Here is a 14,692-nt window from a genome sequence, read left to right as displayed (position 1 = left end):
ACTATGCTCTTCATAGACAACAACAGATTGGTGAGATTGGCATAACTCTAGCACTGATCTATTATCTCAAAGTTGAATTGTTGGCACACTTGTAAGCGTTGGGATAACTTCATGTTTTTTGAATCTCTTTAGCAACATCAAGACAAATCTGAACAGTTTCTTCAGTAGCAAGTAAGAGAACATCTTTTCCTTTTTTAAACAGAGGTTTTGCTGATATCAATTTTTGAAGCATTTTTATGAATATTCATAACAGCACGCTTTCCTAAACCTATATAAATAGGTACAAGATTACTCAGAGTAGAAAGAATTACAGTTTCCATTTGATCGAATTTCTACTCGTAAGTAATTGGATAATATTTACTTTATCGCTGAATAAAAAAGAAAAGTTTTTCTCTCTTTAAATAGAGGATGGATTGTCATCTAGCCAATAGGGATAGTTTGCGAGAAATTTGTTCGATGCAAAACGACTTAACATTGCAGTTACTTTTTATCATTTGAAGCTGTGAAAAGAAGGCTAAGATAGATGAAAGAATGTAAAAAATGATGGATACATTTTAAGATAAAAAATTATCATTCTGTTAATTCCACACCAGTTGCTGCTGATATTGGTAACAAAAGAAATTTGATCAAAAAAATATCAAAATTATTTGAGGACATTCCTCATGGCATGTAAACTAAACCTTTTTGTTGGTATGAGTGATATTTTCTTTGAACAGAAATTGATTCTATCTCCTGAAATCAGCAATAATCTCTCAGGTTATGTCGTAAACTTTTTAGGGATGTTACAACGCCACTATCGTCCTTTTATGAAAAATTTAGCATTTCAGATGAGCAGTTGTGAGGAATTTCAACGTTTAATACAGCAAGATCCAGAAACTCTCACGGATTTAGAACGGGCTTCAAGATTTTTATATTTACAGCGATTAAGTTTTAGAGGGAATGTAAATCGTACGATGAGAGTAGAAAACCATCGTAGCGCGCGGGGGGCTTAAGCCCTTCCAATTTGAATGCGTGCTAAAACTTATTTTCCACTGTTTAGCAGGTGTTAGCATTGAACATTTAGACTGGTCTGATTTTATTGTGCGTTATGATCGCCTAAAAATCTTGTTTTATCTTTCACCACTTTAATTGTGGTTTTGAAGGTTATTAAAGAAAGGATTTTTATAAGCGGGAGGATTATCAGCCGATGTCTAAGCTGCTTGCATAATAAGAGGGAGTTTTTTGTCTTTAAACAATATGCTAGAAATTCAAAAAACTTTAGTTAACTTTATACACCATCTTATACAGACTGCTCTGCAAATAACACAATTGCTGGTAAGGAATGGGGCATCACCAATTTTGATTTCTAAAAAAGAAACAATACGTATTAAATAGTCTTTAACTTTACAGACTTTTTGAGAATCCTTTCAGAATCTTTTGAAAAAAGTGAACTGATAGAAGATATTTCTATCAAAATATAGCAACTTTTCTAACAAGTTAGGAATAAATCTAAAAATATACATTAAATATAAAAACAGTACGATATGTAGGCAATCTGGGCTTTAGAAACAAGAATCAGAGCGTATAAAGATGCATAGAGGTGAGATTGAGACATATCATTTTTATGATTCAATAAAAAATAAAAATTAAAGAAAAAATTTTATATCAAAAATTTAAGGTGGTTTAAAAGGTGGACAGGCAATGCATGGAAGGATGAGCGAGAAGGTGAATTAGGGGAGAGTGATTTATAGATTATCAGTATCTTTGTAAAAGTATCTTCTCAAGATAAATATTGTGATGAAATAAGATTGTAGTTGAATGTTCGAAAAGATAATACGCACTCTTAATTTTTCCGTTATACACATCACAATAAAAGCCGTGAAAGGCACGGTCTTATTACAAACTTTCTCTAAAAGCAGTACATGAGTTTGCAAGATATTACCGTAATATTTTAAAAGAAGGATTTTATTTCAGAAAAAAATTATCTTAAAATAGTAAAGCAATATTTTTCAAGAAATTGCTAGGCGACTTTTGAAAGTAAAAAAGCTAAGTTAAAAAATAAAAGCAAAAATGGTTGCTGGTTTTCTCGACTGGAGTTGCATGTCATTTCCCACATAGGGAATTTACCTATAGAAAAATTAACAGCCAAGATCATTCACAATGTTTTCCCGCCACTTTAGCATGAAAAAGCAGATACAGTGCGAAAGTATTTGCCTTATCGTCAACATCATTATTATAATTAGGAAGCTGAAGCAACGTCATTTACAAATCACATAAAAGCCTTACCATTATTCATTATATAGCTCCGTAGATTTCTTTTCTTCAAGCATGCCAGCTCCTAGATGTTATTTTTGTTGAAAACAGAGCCTTTGTGTATGATCAGTTCTTTGAACGACGATAGTAGTGCAATCCATAAAATCTTTTCTCATCTTCTTTTGATAGGATAACAAAGATGCCCATAGAATACATCAATAGACTCAATCATTTTACACAAACATAATCTGTTGAATCCTTTCGCTTCAACTCAGACATCTCCGTTACTCTAATTAAAACTAATCGACCACCAGAGTGTTTTAATCCTTTAAGTGCTTTTACTTTTAATCTGAATGTATCCACCTCTTTCAAATCTTTTCATTGATTGATGTTTCAGAGGAATTATATTTTTATCACTTTATTTTCCGTTTATCTCTCCAACCACATAAACGTTCACCTTGTTCATTATGTTTTAAAATATCTCTCGCCAAATTTGGACTAATGACATTGATATCTTGTCGATTCAAATAAATTGGCAGCCATCCAATACAAGAAGTTCGTTCATTCGTCGCGCAACCAGCTAGAAAGCTTAGTGCGCACATCAGCATCACTTTTCTTATTAATTTCATTTTCTACCTCAAGCCGTGTTGTCGCTATCTTGAAATCTTCTTTTGTTTGCTTTTGCTTCTCAACTTTTTTCCCAAGAAAAAAGGCTTTGACTAAAGCTATAAGAAAAGCTGCTATGAGCGCTGACGTCATTGTCAGATATTTTTTTATCCATAAAATCATAGGCGGTGTTCCTGAAAACGTTTAGCAATGTATATCATAGCTGTACAAGCGGCTAAAACCATAATGCCTGCTAGAACCCATTGAACAGGACCATTTCTTGCAAAAAGACCTCCAAGCCCTGAAAAAGAACCTATGATTGGTGCAAGAGCTTCTACTTTGCAAATACCTGTTACGCCTTCTGGTTCTACTACATGATAATTGGGGGCAACATGAGCTCCTTTTGCCCACAATCCTGCTTCGGTTGCTCGGCGATTGACAAGACCTTGGATACGTTTTCCTCCCACTCTTGTCCATTTTTGCAATTCGGTTGGTATCGCTTCATATTCACCTTTATTAAGCTTTTTTAAAAGTGTAGAACTGCGAAATGCTGTGATTCCTACATTATAGCAAAATGATACTAATGCCGCGAATTGTTCATCGTTTAAAGGAACGGTAACGGCTTTTTCAACAACAGCTTCATACTCCCTCAAGTCCTGACAAAGGATTTTTTCAGCTTCTTTTTCCGTAATTTGCATATCTTTGTGAACGCTTGGGGCACCAGCAGCACTTGTATGTCCATAACCAATTGTCCATACACCACCAGAATCTTCATAAGCTGATAAACGCAAGCCTTCCAATTGCTTAATCAATACAAGCCCTTCTTTTGATATTTTTCGCATTATTTTTACCTATAAAAAACTACACAAAGCAGGATATGAATTAAAAACTTACATCTACTCATTTTTAAGAACAGAACAGCGAAAGGGCATAATAAATTCAAAACATCCATAGTGGATTATTTTAAGATCTATATCATTTTTTTGAATAAAGATTATGCTAAATACTATTCATTTTGCAGCAATTGATCTCCATCTAAAGACAATAACTTTATAATAAATCCATTTATAATCAGATAGATTTCACTCATAAATTCTTACAGTTGATCCAGAATGATTTAGAAGAACTTTACTTGAAAAAACTTCAATAATTCCAATGACAAAAAGCATTTTTAACAAAAAATAAGAGACATAATAATTAATGAAATAATTAGGTGTTAATTTTTAAGTAATTTCAAAAGTCATAAATTGCACCACAGAATTTTTTTATAAAAACAAAAAAACATTATAATTTAACATTATATATCTAAAACTTATCTTAGAATTAATAAATCATATACATAACGTGTTATACATATTTAATAAAAAAATCTATAGTTAATTTAATTATTCTTTGTTTTTTCCCCTAATTGCTTAATTTAATTAAAAAATACATTTGTGAAGGATTTTAAATAAACTGTTATATAAAAAACATAATGGATATTTTTCCTCTCTTACAGTATGTTTCCAACTGAAACAATATATTAGTGGAGCATATTCATATATAGACCAATGATATTTGATAGTTTTTTAAAGAATATTGTACTGTAATAAATTTGAACAAGTAGTTCGGTTTCATATATTTTCTTTTTCATATGAAGCATTTGGTGGGGCGTTCGGGTCCAATGGTATCATCTTTGTCTGGTGTTGTATTGGCTACGTTTCCAGTAGCCTCTTAAACAAATCAATCAAGCTATTGAAATCTTTTTAGAGGCAATAGCACAAGAGACACAAAAGATTTTGACAAAAAGCTGCTTGACAATATAGGAAGCTCTCTCCTCCTAGCATCCCAGTCCATTCACATAACATAAAAAATAAAAAGGCAATGAGATGATATTTGATGATGGCAATAGATATGTAATAATACGTGAGTGTGCACAGCTTTTTAGTATATCCACAACAACGATTCGCAATTGGATGCTTCAGAGGGGGCCGGAGCCATATAAGCTAGGGTGAGCAGTGAGGTGGAGAAAGAAAGAGGTTTTAGCATTTACTCCAGAGAAAAATACGGAGCAAATAACAACAGATTAGATAAAATTGCATAAACCCTAGAAGGTGGTCTTCAAACAGATAATTAATTAAAAAAATATATATTTCAATACATTAAAAAAAGATGGTGCCGCATGCCGGATTCGAACCAGCGACCCCATCATTACGAATGATGTGCTCTACCAACTGAGCTAATGCGGCATAGGTTTGTAAGTCAATGAGACAAAACTAATTTGAGGGTAATAGCTAAAAGTGCGTATAAAAGCAAGAATGCATTTTTTCAATAATTTATACATATGATAATAATTTGAAGGAGAATTATGTAAAAGTCAGAGGAAAGTATTCTTTGACCTTAATGCTATAAGATGCGTTTCAATTTACGATAGCACTTAAATTAAGAAGCTGGGAATGTAGATCTTTAGGATGAAAAATGGTGTCAAGATAACTTAGTAAAGATAAAAACATTTTCTGATTCTTAAGAAAGAAATTTGTTACATAGAGTGATTGGGAAAATAAAGATCATCATAAACCTTTTATAATGTGCAAATAGATGAGTAGAATTAGTTGAGAAGTTACTTCTCATTTTTATGGGAAGAAAAAGGGAGGAGAATTAATAGAATTAATCACGTTTTTTATTTAAGAGGGAGTAAAAATCATGTTGGATGAAGATCGGCTGATAGAATTAGAAATGAAGCTAGCTAACCAAGAAAAATTCATTGAGGAACTTTCTCGAGAGGTAACTAATCAATGGAAAAGTTTGGATGAGATATCTAAAAAAGTTGATATTTTAGCGAGACGATTTTCAGATTTAAAAGAACTAGAGTGTTACTGAAGCTGTTATCTTACCATTTTCTCAATAGGGAGAAGGTGCGAAATATTTTTTATCACAATTGCAATTATTTACAGATGAGTCTTTATTTCACGCATTTTGTTAGACTTGTAGAATAATTTTTATAAGCTTCTTCATTAATTTTAATAAGTTCCAATCTTATAAGGAGAGCTGATATTAGAAGACGTTTTTTTATATGGGGTTTCTAGTACGAAAATTAAGAAAAGTTTTTGTAGAGTATTAAAGAAGCAGCTATAGAAAAATATATGAACTGCAATATTTTAAGTTTTTTCTGTACAGAGTTTTCTTATAGATGGGAGGTAGATTTATTCGCTAATTTTTTTAAATTGATACAAATAAAGTGATGTTATCGTTATCTATAGAAATCATAAGTGAGCGTCTATATTTATAATGAAGCGTTTTAATTTTTTCTGATGATCAAGTGATCTTCAGTTGTTTTAATAGAGTGGGGGGTTTTAAGCGACATCGATTATGTTATAGTACAGAGAGCTCTAGAAGTTTTTTTCAAGATCAAATGTACTCTTCGTTATATGTATATGATATTTTGTGAAAAGGCTTTTGTTTTTCGTAATTTAAGATACAAAATACTATTGCTAAAGCACCAAAGATAGACCATGCGGGTAAATAAGTGAGAGTAATGCAAATTGAGGACAGAAAATCAGGCATTACCTTGCATAGAGATTGATTAAGGTGATAGATATCTGTTTGCAGAAGGCTTGTTAAAATTTTATTAAAGGGGGTTGTTGTCCAATGTGATGTGATTACAGAGTGTGCGTTATCAATGACCAATGCTATAATGGTTAGTGTAACGAAAATGAAGGACATTAATTTAAATAAAGGGTGGAGCATATTTTTTCTTAAAACTTCAACCGGACATACGTATAATGCACAAAAAAATAAGGAGTTGCATTATGATAAGAAAATAAGTTTACGTTTGTTTTGTGTTTTTTAAAAGAGGTGCCTAATTTTTCAATAAAAGTTGAGGTTAAGTTCAACAAAAGTAGTGAGGCATGATGTCTGAAAAAAAGCACGAGGAATTGAAGCGTAGCCTTCAAAATCGCCATATTCAAATGATTGCTTTGGGTGGCGTTATTGGGACAGGACTTTTTTATGGGTCAACCGAGGCAATTCAATTAGCTGGTCCCTCAGTTATTTTATCTTATCTTGTCGGCGGGCTTATTATGTATTTCATTATGCGAATGCTTGGTGAAATGTCAGTAGAAGAACCGTCTTCAGGAGCATTTAGTTTTTTTGCTTATAAATATTGGGGGAGATTAGCTGGTTTCATAACAGGTTGGAATTATTGGTTTCTTTATATTCTTGTGAGCATGGCTGAACTTACAGTGATAGGGTTTTACCTTGATCATTGGATTTTGATTGATCATTGGAAGACATCTTTCATTGTTCTTTTATTTGTTACATTTGTTAATTTGTTTAATGTTCGTTTTTATGGAGAATTTGAATTTGCTTGCGCTTTGATCAAAGTGGCTGCTGTTATTGGTATGATTATTTTTGGAATTTTTCTCATTGTCACTGGACTAGGGGAAAATCAAGCGAATATTCATTATCTTTGGGACCATGGTGGTTTTTTCCCTTATGGAGCAGTAGGGGTTGTTTTAGCAACTTCTGTAGTAATGTTTTCTTTTGGAGGAACGGAGCTTATTGGTATTGCTGCTGGAGAGGCATCTAATCCACAAAAAACAATTCCAGCGGCTATTCGTCAAGTTATGTGGAGGATTATAATTTTTTATATTGGTTCTATCAGCATTATTATGATAATCAGCCCTTGGAATATGATTGGAAAAAATGGTAGTCCTTTTGTCACAATTTTCGAGACTATAGGAATTCCTGCTGCTGGTCATATTTTGAATTTTGTGGTGATTATGGCTGCTATTTCTGTTTACAATAGTGGCATTTATTCTAATGGCCGTATGCTTTATAGTTTAGCTGTACAAAAAAATGCACCACATATTTTTAGTAAACTGAGTGCTGCTCGTGTTCCTTATATTGCTATCCTTTTTTCATCATTATGTACGGCGTTGATTGTCGTTGTTAATGCTCTTATTCCTGATAATAGTTTCATGCGGATCATGGCTCTTGCAACTGCAGCAGCAGTGATTACTTGGGCTATTATTGTTATTGTTCATTTGAAATTTCGCAATGCCCATAAGAACAGAAAGGGCGATTTTATTTATGCGTTTGGTTTATATCCTTACGCTAACTATCTTTGCCTCTGCTTTCTTGCTTTATTATTTGGCATTATGTTTGTCAGTGGTTTTGGGAAAAATGGATTGATGACTCGACTTTTTGATATGATAGGAATAAGCGTGCCTTTCCTTGAAGCATATATTCCTGTACAGATGCCTGATATGAGTTTGGCAGTCATTATTATTCCTCTATGGTGCTTGTTATTACTTTTAGGTTATAAACTGAAGCGATAGAGAAAGAAGAGCTAATAAAAGGGATTGATTGGAATAAGCCTTGGGGATTATAAAATTTGATGAGGTAACACAAGTTTTTGGTGATTTGTGTGTTTTAAGAAATATTAGTGTACAGCTTACCGAAAGACGAGTTGCTATTATAGGTGCGAATGGTTCTGGAAAAAGTACATTTGTTCGCCTTATTAATGGGCTCCAATTACCATCTCATGGTTTTGTAAGCGTTGATGGGCTTGATACCAAACGCGATGCAAAAGCAGTAAAGCGTAAAGTTGGATTTGTTTTTCAAAATCCCGATAATCAGATTGTTTTACCATTAGTTGAAGAGGACTTATCCTTTGGTCTCAAAAATTTAAAGCTTAATAAAGATGAAATTAAGGAGCGTGTGGATGAAATTTTACAGCGCTATGAACTTCAAGATTTCAGAAATCACGCTGTCCATTTATTAAGTGGTGGGCAAAAACAACTCGTTGCTATTTCTAGTGTAGTTGCAATGAAACCAGACTACATTATTTTTGATGAGCCGACGACATTACTTGATTTGCGAAATAAGCATCGCGTTACGCAAGTGATAGAAGAATTACCACAAACGGCAATAGTTGTATCGCATGATTTAGAGTTTTTGAAAAAGTTTGATAGAGTGCTGGTTTTTGATAAGGGGGAGATAGCAATTGATGAAGTACCTTTTGTTGCTATAAAGGAGTATATAAGAAGAATGTCATGATCGGTTTATATATTCCGAGGGATACATTTATTCATAGGTTAAGTCCTAGAGTTAAGTTATTATTTCTTACGGCCTGTGGAACTTTTATAATAATGGTTTCTTCCATAGCGCTTCTTGGTTTATTTTTGTTGTTTGTCATCTTATTCTATAGAATCGCCAAGATCCCTTTCAAAACTGTGATAAAACAATTTAAATCGATGGGATTGCTTTTAGTTCTTCTATTTGTATTTCAAACTATTTTTAGCGGTTGGCTTACGGGGGTTGAGGTCATATTACGTCTTGTTATCCTCTTTTCTTTATCATCAGTTATTTCATTCACAACAAAAGTATCAGATATGGTGGATGCAATTGAAGCAGGCCTCCAGCCTTTTCGTTGTTTTGGTATAAATCCATCAAAAGTGAGTATGGTTATCTCTATGGCGATCAGGTTTATTCCTCTTTTGAGTGAAAAGTTTAATGAGGTACATGAAGCACAGCAAGCACGAGGACTTAATACTAACATTGTCGCTCTTGCGATACCTTTAATTATACGGACTATAAGAATGGCGTCAGAAGTGGCTGAAGCATTGGAAGCGCGTTCTTATGATGCTGATACTATTGATACAGCATCTCGTAATAATCAGAGTTTTTATAGTAAAAAAAGAAGAATTAAATGAATACAAAAGATTTAGTTTATATTGCTTTATTCGCCGCTATTTATACTATTTTGGGCCTTTTTCCTTCTATTTATCTTCCTTTTCTTCTAGGGGTACCTATTACAGCTCAATCGATGGGACCGATGCTAGCAGGGTCTATTCTTGGGGCAAAAAGGGGTGCTTTAGCGTCACTCCTTTTTCTTGTTCTTGTTGCGATTGGATTACCTCTGTTGCCTAGTGGTCGTGGTGGAATCAGTGTCTTTTCAGGAATTGCAAGTGGTTATTTAATAGGTTTTCCATTTGCCGCATTTTTTATTGGTTTAATGGTAGAGTTGTTTTGGCAGCGGTTAAATTTTATAACATTATTTATAATAAATACTTTTGGTGGCATTGGGATAGTTTATTCTTTTGGTGTTCCATGGACAGCGTATATGACCAAAGTTTCTTTACTGAAGGTTTTAATGGCTTCATCAGTTTTTTTGATAGGCGATTGTTTAAAAGTGTTGATTGCATCCTTTATTGCACTCGCGATTAAAAGATCTGTTCCTCTCATTCATTCAAAGCATAATAACTAAAATAAATGTATTATTTTGTTATATTGTTATTATATAATATTCATATATCACTATTATCGAATTTAAATATAGTAATTTATGATGTAATTAAACATTGTAGAATCTAATATGATTCATATAAGTGATGTTATTAAAATAAATTATTATAGTATTTTTCTCTATATCTAAGGCATTTAAAGTGTACTTTTATAAATCTGATACTTTTTATTAATTATACAACAATAACGAAAGCTTTTCCCTAGTGAAGGAATAATTCAGTGAATACAAAAGATTTAGTTTATATTGCTTTATTTGCCGCTATTTATGCTGTTTTGAGTCTTTTTCCTCCTATTTATCTTCCTTTTTTGCTGGGTGTCCCTATTACAGCTCAGTCTATGGCTCCGATGTTAGCAGGCTCTATACTTGGAGCGAAAAGGGGAGCTTTAGCATCACTTCTTTTCCTTGTTCTTATTGCGATTGGGTTACCTCTATTGCCTAGTGGTCGTGGTGGAATTAGTGTTTTTTCAGGAGTTACGAGTGGTTATCTGATTAGTTTTCCATTTGCTGCATTTTTTATTGGCTTTATGGTAGAATTATTTTGGCACCGGTTAAATTTTATAATATTATTTGTGATAAATACCGTGGGTGGCATTGGGATAGTCTATTCTTTTGGAATACCATGGGTGGCTTATATGACACAGGTCCCTTTGCTGACAGTTTTAATAAGTTCATTAGGTTTTTTTGTTAGTGGTTTCTTGAAAGTGCTGATTACATCCTTTGTAGCGTTGACCATTAAAAAAACCGTTCCTCTCATTCATTCGGAAAAAGGGGCAGTTTTGTACTGAAGAACAAGTTTTTCCAAATGTATGTAGATTAAAAAGCACTACGGAATATCATTCTGTTTTGTCTACTTTTTTATTGGTATTTTTATCTGCATAGCTCTCAGAGGTAGCCATACGAAAATTGAATGTTGCGGCACCAAAATTCTTTTTTCTTTCAGGAGCAGCTCTCAAATAGCCAATTAATATCATTTTATTCAACATGCTTGTAAGTTTTATTCGATTTGCATATTATATGCATAAAGCCTTAGAATAATTTATTATTTTTTTAATATTTTTAGTTAATTAATCACTAATTTTTAAATTATTAAATTATATTAATTGTAAAAAAACATGGATAATTAAGTGTTCATCTAAAACTCTTGATGTATATAATACCCTTATAAATGTATTAATATAAGGTATAAAAATGAGATTTGAATGGAATGAAGCTAAAACAAAAAGTAATCTTAGAAAGCACCGTGTAAAGTTTTGAAATAGCTGCATATGTTTTTTCTGATCTATTCTCCATGGCTAAACAAGACCGTGTTGAAAATGGAGAGTATGGTTAGCAAGCTTTAGTGCTTGTGGAGTTTTTTTTATTACTATTCGTAGTGCATACTGTCCATGACGATAAAGATGGCATAGAGGTAATCCGTATTATTTCAGCACAGAGAGCCAACTCGAAAGAAAAGAAACGTTATAAAGAAGAAAGTTCGTTATAAAATCGAGGTAGGTAACTTATCGGCTTTGACAGATGAACAGAGAGTTGAAATTGATAAATTGGCTGTAATGTCGGATAGTGCAATTGATCATAGAGATATTCTGTCACTCAATGATGAGTTCTGGAAAGACGCCGTTTTCAATCCATTCTGTAAACCCATGAAAACTGTCACAACTGTGCGTGTGGATTCAGACGTACTAGCGTGACTTTAAAAGTCAAGGGAAAGGATATCAAACGCGGATTAACGCCATTTTACGTGATGCCATGCTTCGTTCAATGCACTGATTTCTCCTCCACTTAAAAGCAGGGAAGGGGGAGCCCATATTTTAAAAATCTAAGTAGCTCTCACTGCAGAGTTCTCTAAAGTTCGTATTGCTTTTGCAATTAAAATTTTATAGCCTCAATTTTCAGCCAAACGATTCTAAACGACGCAGTATATTTGGGATACACTACACTCCCATAGTCACTAAGATAACTTAGGCAACATCTACCACCCGATAAGACATAGACATTGTAATTATGTTAACTTTATGAATACCATTAACTTCCTTTCTTATAAATATAAAATAGATCCAGCCTCAGAACTAGTTAATATCAATGATGCTGATAAATTTTTAGAGGAAGGAAGATACGATTTTAACTGTGATAATCAATGTGCCACCTTAATAATCGAAAAGTTTTCTGTGAACTCGAAGATCTGCTATTGGATTTATGTTTTAACGGGAGAAAATAGTCCTTATAACCCAGAAGTGATTGATTCTGAAAATGACTTTCAGAATATTCCTAACCCACGTCCTAGAAAATATGTTGAACAGAATAAGCAATATTTTGGAATTTTAATTCCTATAGAGTTTACTCTTTTTTCTTCAAATAAAGAGTTAAACAAATTCTTGCAGCTACACTACAAAAAATCTTTTCCCCCGAAAACGATTGATATCTCACCTGATATTTTTGGTAAGGAAGAGTTCGAAAAAAAATTGCTTTTAATTAAAGAAATAAAACTGAAATATACCCAACCAAAACAATTAGATTTTTTTGCAATGCAATCAGAAGACAACTTGCTAAAGATGGCTAAAATTTTGTTGGGTGAATTTCCCACGGATGATTATTCTGAAATGGAACTTGACTTGGGTATCAAATTTAAAGAAAAAAATAATTTAAAGAATTATTTTTTGAATCTTTTTAAAAAATATAAATTAAATCCAGCATTTAAAAACATAAGTTTTGTTGGAAAGACACATAATAATTTTGATATAATCTTTAATACTGAAACTTTTCAACATAAATTTGCTATTAAAACAAGTAAAAATGATAATGGTATGTATAATGAAGGTCATATAAAAGAAAAATTAAAGCATGAAATCGTAAGTTTTACTGTATCTCTTTAATAGAGCACTGTAGCGTGTAAATAGATATATTTATTAAACTGCGTGTACGCAACATAAGAAAGAACACACAGACTAAAAAAAAGTACCAAATTATAATATTTGAATATCCAAGAGCAATATCTAAGTACCAAAGTATGGTATCCAATGAAAAAGAAAACTTGTGTTCCACGTACTTAGAAATGACAGGCAAAGAAACAGTTTCTTTATAACTACTTGGGAAAATTAAAACGACAAGCGCTAAAATTATTAACTTTAGGAGACTGTGCATATACTGATGTAATTCACATGTTAATCTCTTCCAACCTGTTGTATTGCCGCATTTATATTGTGGGTTGTTTTGCAACTCAGAAGGGATATTAGAATTGCATAAAATTGCAAAAACAGTTGTTACGATCACCAAAGAAATAGACGCGAATGTCAAAATACCCTGAATAAAGTCAAGATTTTTTCTTATTCCTAAAAAACATACAAATATAAAAATTATAACGCCAAACAAGGCTTTTCTCTTCTTATCTGTAAACATATTTATTTCCTGTGAAAAAATTATGATCTCAATTTCTTAAATTATTTTCTGATATAAAAACACAAACTACCTTTTAGTCTTTTTAGCATTTGCTTTTCTTTTAATAGCAATGTCTTCTATTGCATCCAGTTGCTTTTAATATTTTAGTTAACCTCGTCTATGATTTATCTATAGTTGATGATAGCTTTAAACACAGAGCTCCATAATCCCAAACTCTTGCTTGCATTTTGATACCCAAATCCACCTTTCAACAAAGCCCATCGCACTGGCAACCCTTTCATAAAGATTAAAGAAAAGCTCTGTTATTTCAAAAGTACACGAAAGGGAATCATACCTGCCGCAACATTTTTTGCGCTGATGCTGGCTACTCATGTTTTAAAAAACAAATATTTTGAAATTCGCGTATCCTAAAATCCTTAATTTGTATTAATGGATTTATTTACTTTATAAATTTGATACTATAGAGCTATTTTAGCTTCTAGAAATATATTGTACATTAAAAAAACTTTTTAATCACTCTTTAAATGCATATCCAATCCAAAAATGATCAGCACTTTTCACTATTTTGCTACTTTTTAGAAATCTATTTTAAACTCTCCTATCATTAGTTCATGAAGAGTTTTGGTGCGTGAAAGAAGGTCTTTTTCAATCTCTTCACAATACTTAGAAAAATCTGTTGCTCTTGGAATGATTTTTTTAGACATGCTTTCTACGTTGCTCTGCAAAATGCGTTTTAAGGACTCTTTCAAAATCAATAAGGAAATACCTTTGAGTTCAGTTTGATCAGCTTGAGAAGAGGTATTATAGTCCATATATTTTTGCATGTGGAAGCTACCACAAGAGAACAAGCGAAAAGTATTAGAGATATCATCATTTGAAGCTTTTACAGCAATAAACCTGTGAAGCCATATGCAAGTCTCAAGTGCATTTTCTTCATTCGGTTTTTGTTTTTAATTTTCCATACGACACACTGCTTATTACTTTGGGTTGATTAAGATTTGTAAGGAAAGTTGATTGGCAAGCAGTTAAGGCTGAATTTAAAGACTGGGATTATAAAGCCCAAGGGCTGACAGAAGCCGGTGCAGCTCTTGTGGCCTTGGCTGTCACGGCGGTTACGGGTGGAGCAGCCTCGGGCGCTGCCAGTGCCATTACCGGTGCTTTGGGGCTTGGCTC

13 protein-coding genes, 1 tRNA gene and 3 pseudogenes are annotated in these 14,692 nt (G+C 32.8%); 10 read left to right on the top strand and 7 right to left on the bottom strand.

Features of this window, described 5'->3' with window-relative positions; all coding sequences use genetic code 11:
- Positions 1-194 precede the first annotated feature (194 nt).
- Positions 195-320: a hypothetical protein gene (locus tag ACFING_RS07315; RefSeq protein WP_375612384.1), complete on the bottom strand. Its 126-nt coding sequence runs from the start codon at positions 318-320 to the stop codon at positions 195-197.
- Between the two features lie 342 nt (positions 321-662).
- On the opposite strand from ACFING_RS07315, the gene ACFING_RS07310 reads away from it, so the two are divergent.
- Positions 663-992 carry a hypothetical protein gene (locus ACFING_RS07310; protein WP_375612385.1) on the top strand — a complete coding sequence of 110 codons (330 nt, stop codon included), beginning with the start codon at positions 663-665 and terminating at the stop codon, positions 990-992.
- 1,801 nt (positions 993-2,793) lie between these two features.
- Here ACFING_RS07310 and ACFING_RS07305 read toward each other — a convergent pair.
- Positions 2,794-3,021 carry a hypothetical protein gene (locus ACFING_RS07305; protein WP_375618608.1) on the bottom strand — a complete coding sequence of 76 codons (228 nt, stop codon included), beginning with the start codon at positions 3,019-3,021 and terminating at the stop codon, positions 2,794-2,796.
- Complete coding sequence (locus tag ACFING_RS07300; protein WP_375630301.1) at positions 3,018-3,680, bottom strand: lysozyme; 663 nt, start codon at positions 3,678-3,680, stop codon at positions 3,018-3,020. The genes ACFING_RS07305 and ACFING_RS07300 overlap by 4 nt, the downstream gene beginning before the upstream one ends.
- 1,026 nt (positions 3,681-4,706) lie before the next feature.
- Between ACFING_RS07300 and ACFING_RS07295 the strand changes: the two are divergent.
- Positions 4,707-4,907: pseudogene (locus tag ACFING_RS07295) on the top strand (helix-turn-helix transcriptional regulator).
- Between the two features lie 83 nt (positions 4,908-4,990).
- Here ACFING_RS07295 and ACFING_RS07290 read toward each other — a convergent pair.
- Positions 4,991-5,066: transfer RNA gene (locus tag ACFING_RS07290), tRNA-Thr, on the bottom strand.
- A gap of 454 nt (positions 5,067-5,520) precedes the next feature.
- Here ACFING_RS07290 and ACFING_RS07285 point away from each other — a divergent pair.
- From ACFING_RS07285 to ACFING_RS07260, 6 genes are all read left to right on the top strand, one after another.
- On the top strand, positions 5,521-5,697 hold the full coding sequence (locus ACFING_RS07285) for a SlyX family protein (protein WP_375630300.1): 177 nt from the start codon (positions 5,521-5,523) through the stop codon (positions 5,695-5,697).
- 1,031 nt (positions 5,698-6,728) lie between these two features.
- Complete coding sequence (locus ACFING_RS07280; protein WP_375621144.1) at positions 6,729-8,156, top strand: amino acid permease; 1,428 nt, start codon at positions 6,729-6,731, stop codon at positions 8,154-8,156.
- A gap of 40 nt (positions 8,157-8,196) precedes the next feature.
- Positions 8,197-8,877 (top strand): energy-coupling factor ABC transporter ATP-binding protein, encoded by a 681-nt coding sequence (locus tag ACFING_RS07275; protein WP_375630299.1) that lies wholly within the window; start codon positions 8,197-8,199, stop codon positions 8,875-8,877.
- Positions 8,874-9,533, top strand: coding sequence for an energy-coupling factor transporter transmembrane component T family protein (locus tag ACFING_RS07270; RefSeq protein ID WP_375630298.1), 660 nt, complete (start codon positions 8,874-8,876; stop codon positions 9,531-9,533). The genes ACFING_RS07275 and ACFING_RS07270 overlap by 4 nt, the downstream gene beginning before the upstream one ends.
- Positions 9,530-10,087, top strand: a complete 558-nt coding sequence (locus ACFING_RS07265) for a biotin transporter BioY (protein ID WP_375621059.1) — start codon at positions 9,530-9,532, stop codon at positions 10,085-10,087. The genes ACFING_RS07270 and ACFING_RS07265 overlap by 4 nt, the downstream gene beginning before the upstream one ends.
- A 257-nt stretch (positions 10,088-10,344) precedes the next feature.
- Positions 10,345-10,911 carry a biotin transporter BioY gene (locus ACFING_RS07260; RefSeq protein ID WP_375612392.1) on the top strand — a complete coding sequence of 189 codons (567 nt, stop codon included), beginning with the start codon at positions 10,345-10,347 and terminating at the stop codon, positions 10,909-10,911.
- A gap of 51 nt (positions 10,912-10,962) precedes the next feature.
- On the opposite strand, the pseudogene ACFING_RS07255 reads toward ACFING_RS07260, so the two are convergent.
- Positions 10,963-11,109 (bottom strand): annotated as a pseudogene (locus tag ACFING_RS07255) (single-stranded DNA-binding protein); the annotation flags it as partial.
- A gap of 733 nt (positions 11,110-11,842) precedes the next feature.
- On the opposite strand from ACFING_RS07255, the pseudogene ACFING_RS07250 reads away from it, so the two are divergent.
- Together ACFING_RS07250 and ACFING_RS07245 are read left to right on the top strand one after the other, a co-directional pair.
- Positions 11,843-11,893, top strand: a pseudogene (locus ACFING_RS07250) (hypothetical protein); the annotation flags it as partial.
- A gap of 245 nt (positions 11,894-12,138) precedes the next feature.
- Entirely contained in the window at positions 12,139-12,996 is an 858-nt protein-coding gene (locus ACFING_RS07245; RefSeq protein WP_375630297.1) for a hypothetical protein, read from the top strand.
- On the opposite strand, the gene ACFING_RS07240 is transcribed toward ACFING_RS07245, so the two are convergent.
- Entirely contained in the window at positions 12,980-13,519 is a 540-nt protein-coding gene (locus tag ACFING_RS07240) for a hypothetical protein (protein WP_375621057.1), read from the bottom strand. The genes ACFING_RS07245 and ACFING_RS07240 overlap by 17 nt on opposite strands.
- 575 nt (positions 13,520-14,094) lie before the next feature.
- Positions 14,095-14,343, bottom strand: a complete 249-nt coding sequence (locus ACFING_RS07235; RefSeq protein WP_375621056.1) for a hypothetical protein — start codon at positions 14,341-14,343, stop codon at positions 14,095-14,097.
- Positions 14,344-14,692 lie beyond the last annotated feature (349 nt).

The organism is Bartonella sp. AP150HLJHH (assembly GCF_042196385.1).
Taxonomy (GTDB): Bacteria; Pseudomonadota; Alphaproteobacteria; order Rhizobiales; family Rhizobiaceae; genus Bartonella.
The sequence above is the reverse complement of the archived record's forward strand: the minus strand, read 5'-3'. Positions and strand labels throughout refer to the sequence as shown.

Excerpts from the sequence above, each read along its gene's own strand:
- ACFING_RS07245 (WP_375630297.1), top strand. The coding sequence starts at position 12,139 with ATGAATACCATTAACTTCCTTTCTTATAAATATAAAATAGATCCAGCC.
- ACFING_RS07305 (WP_375618608.1), bottom strand. The coding sequence starts at position 3,021 with ATGATTTTATGGATAAAAAAATATCTGACAATGACGTCAGCGCTCATA.
- ACFING_RS07265 (WP_375621059.1), top strand. The coding sequence starts at position 9,530 with ATGAATACAAAAGATTTAGTTTATATTGCTTTATTCGCCGCTATTTAT.
- ACFING_RS07270 (WP_375630298.1), top strand. The coding sequence starts at position 8,874 with ATGATCGGTTTATATATTCCGAGGGATACATTTATTCATAGGTTAAGT.
- ACFING_RS07315 (WP_375612384.1), bottom strand. The coding sequence starts at position 320 with ATGGAAACTGTAATTCTTTCTACTCTGAGTAATCTTGTACCTATTTAT.
- ACFING_RS07240 (WP_375621057.1), bottom strand. The coding sequence starts at position 13,519 with ATGTTTACAGATAAGAAGAGAAAAGCCTTGTTTGGCGTTATAATTTTT.
- ACFING_RS07310 (WP_375612385.1), top strand. The coding sequence starts at position 663 with ATGGCATGTAAACTAAACCTTTTTGTTGGTATGAGTGATATTTTCTTT.
- ACFING_RS07280 (WP_375621144.1), top strand. The coding sequence starts at position 6,729 with ATGTCTGAAAAAAAGCACGAGGAATTGAAGCGTAGCCTTCAAAATCGC.
- ACFING_RS07285 (WP_375630300.1), top strand. The coding sequence starts at position 5,521 with ATGTTGGATGAAGATCGGCTGATAGAATTAGAAATGAAGCTAGCTAAC.
- ACFING_RS07300 (WP_375630301.1), bottom strand. The coding sequence starts at position 3,680 with ATGCGAAAAATATCAAAAGAAGGGCTTGTATTGATTAAGCAATTGGAA.
- ACFING_RS07235 (WP_375621056.1), bottom strand. The coding sequence starts at position 14,343 with ATGCAAAAATATATGGACTATAATACCTCTTCTCAAGCTGATCAAACT.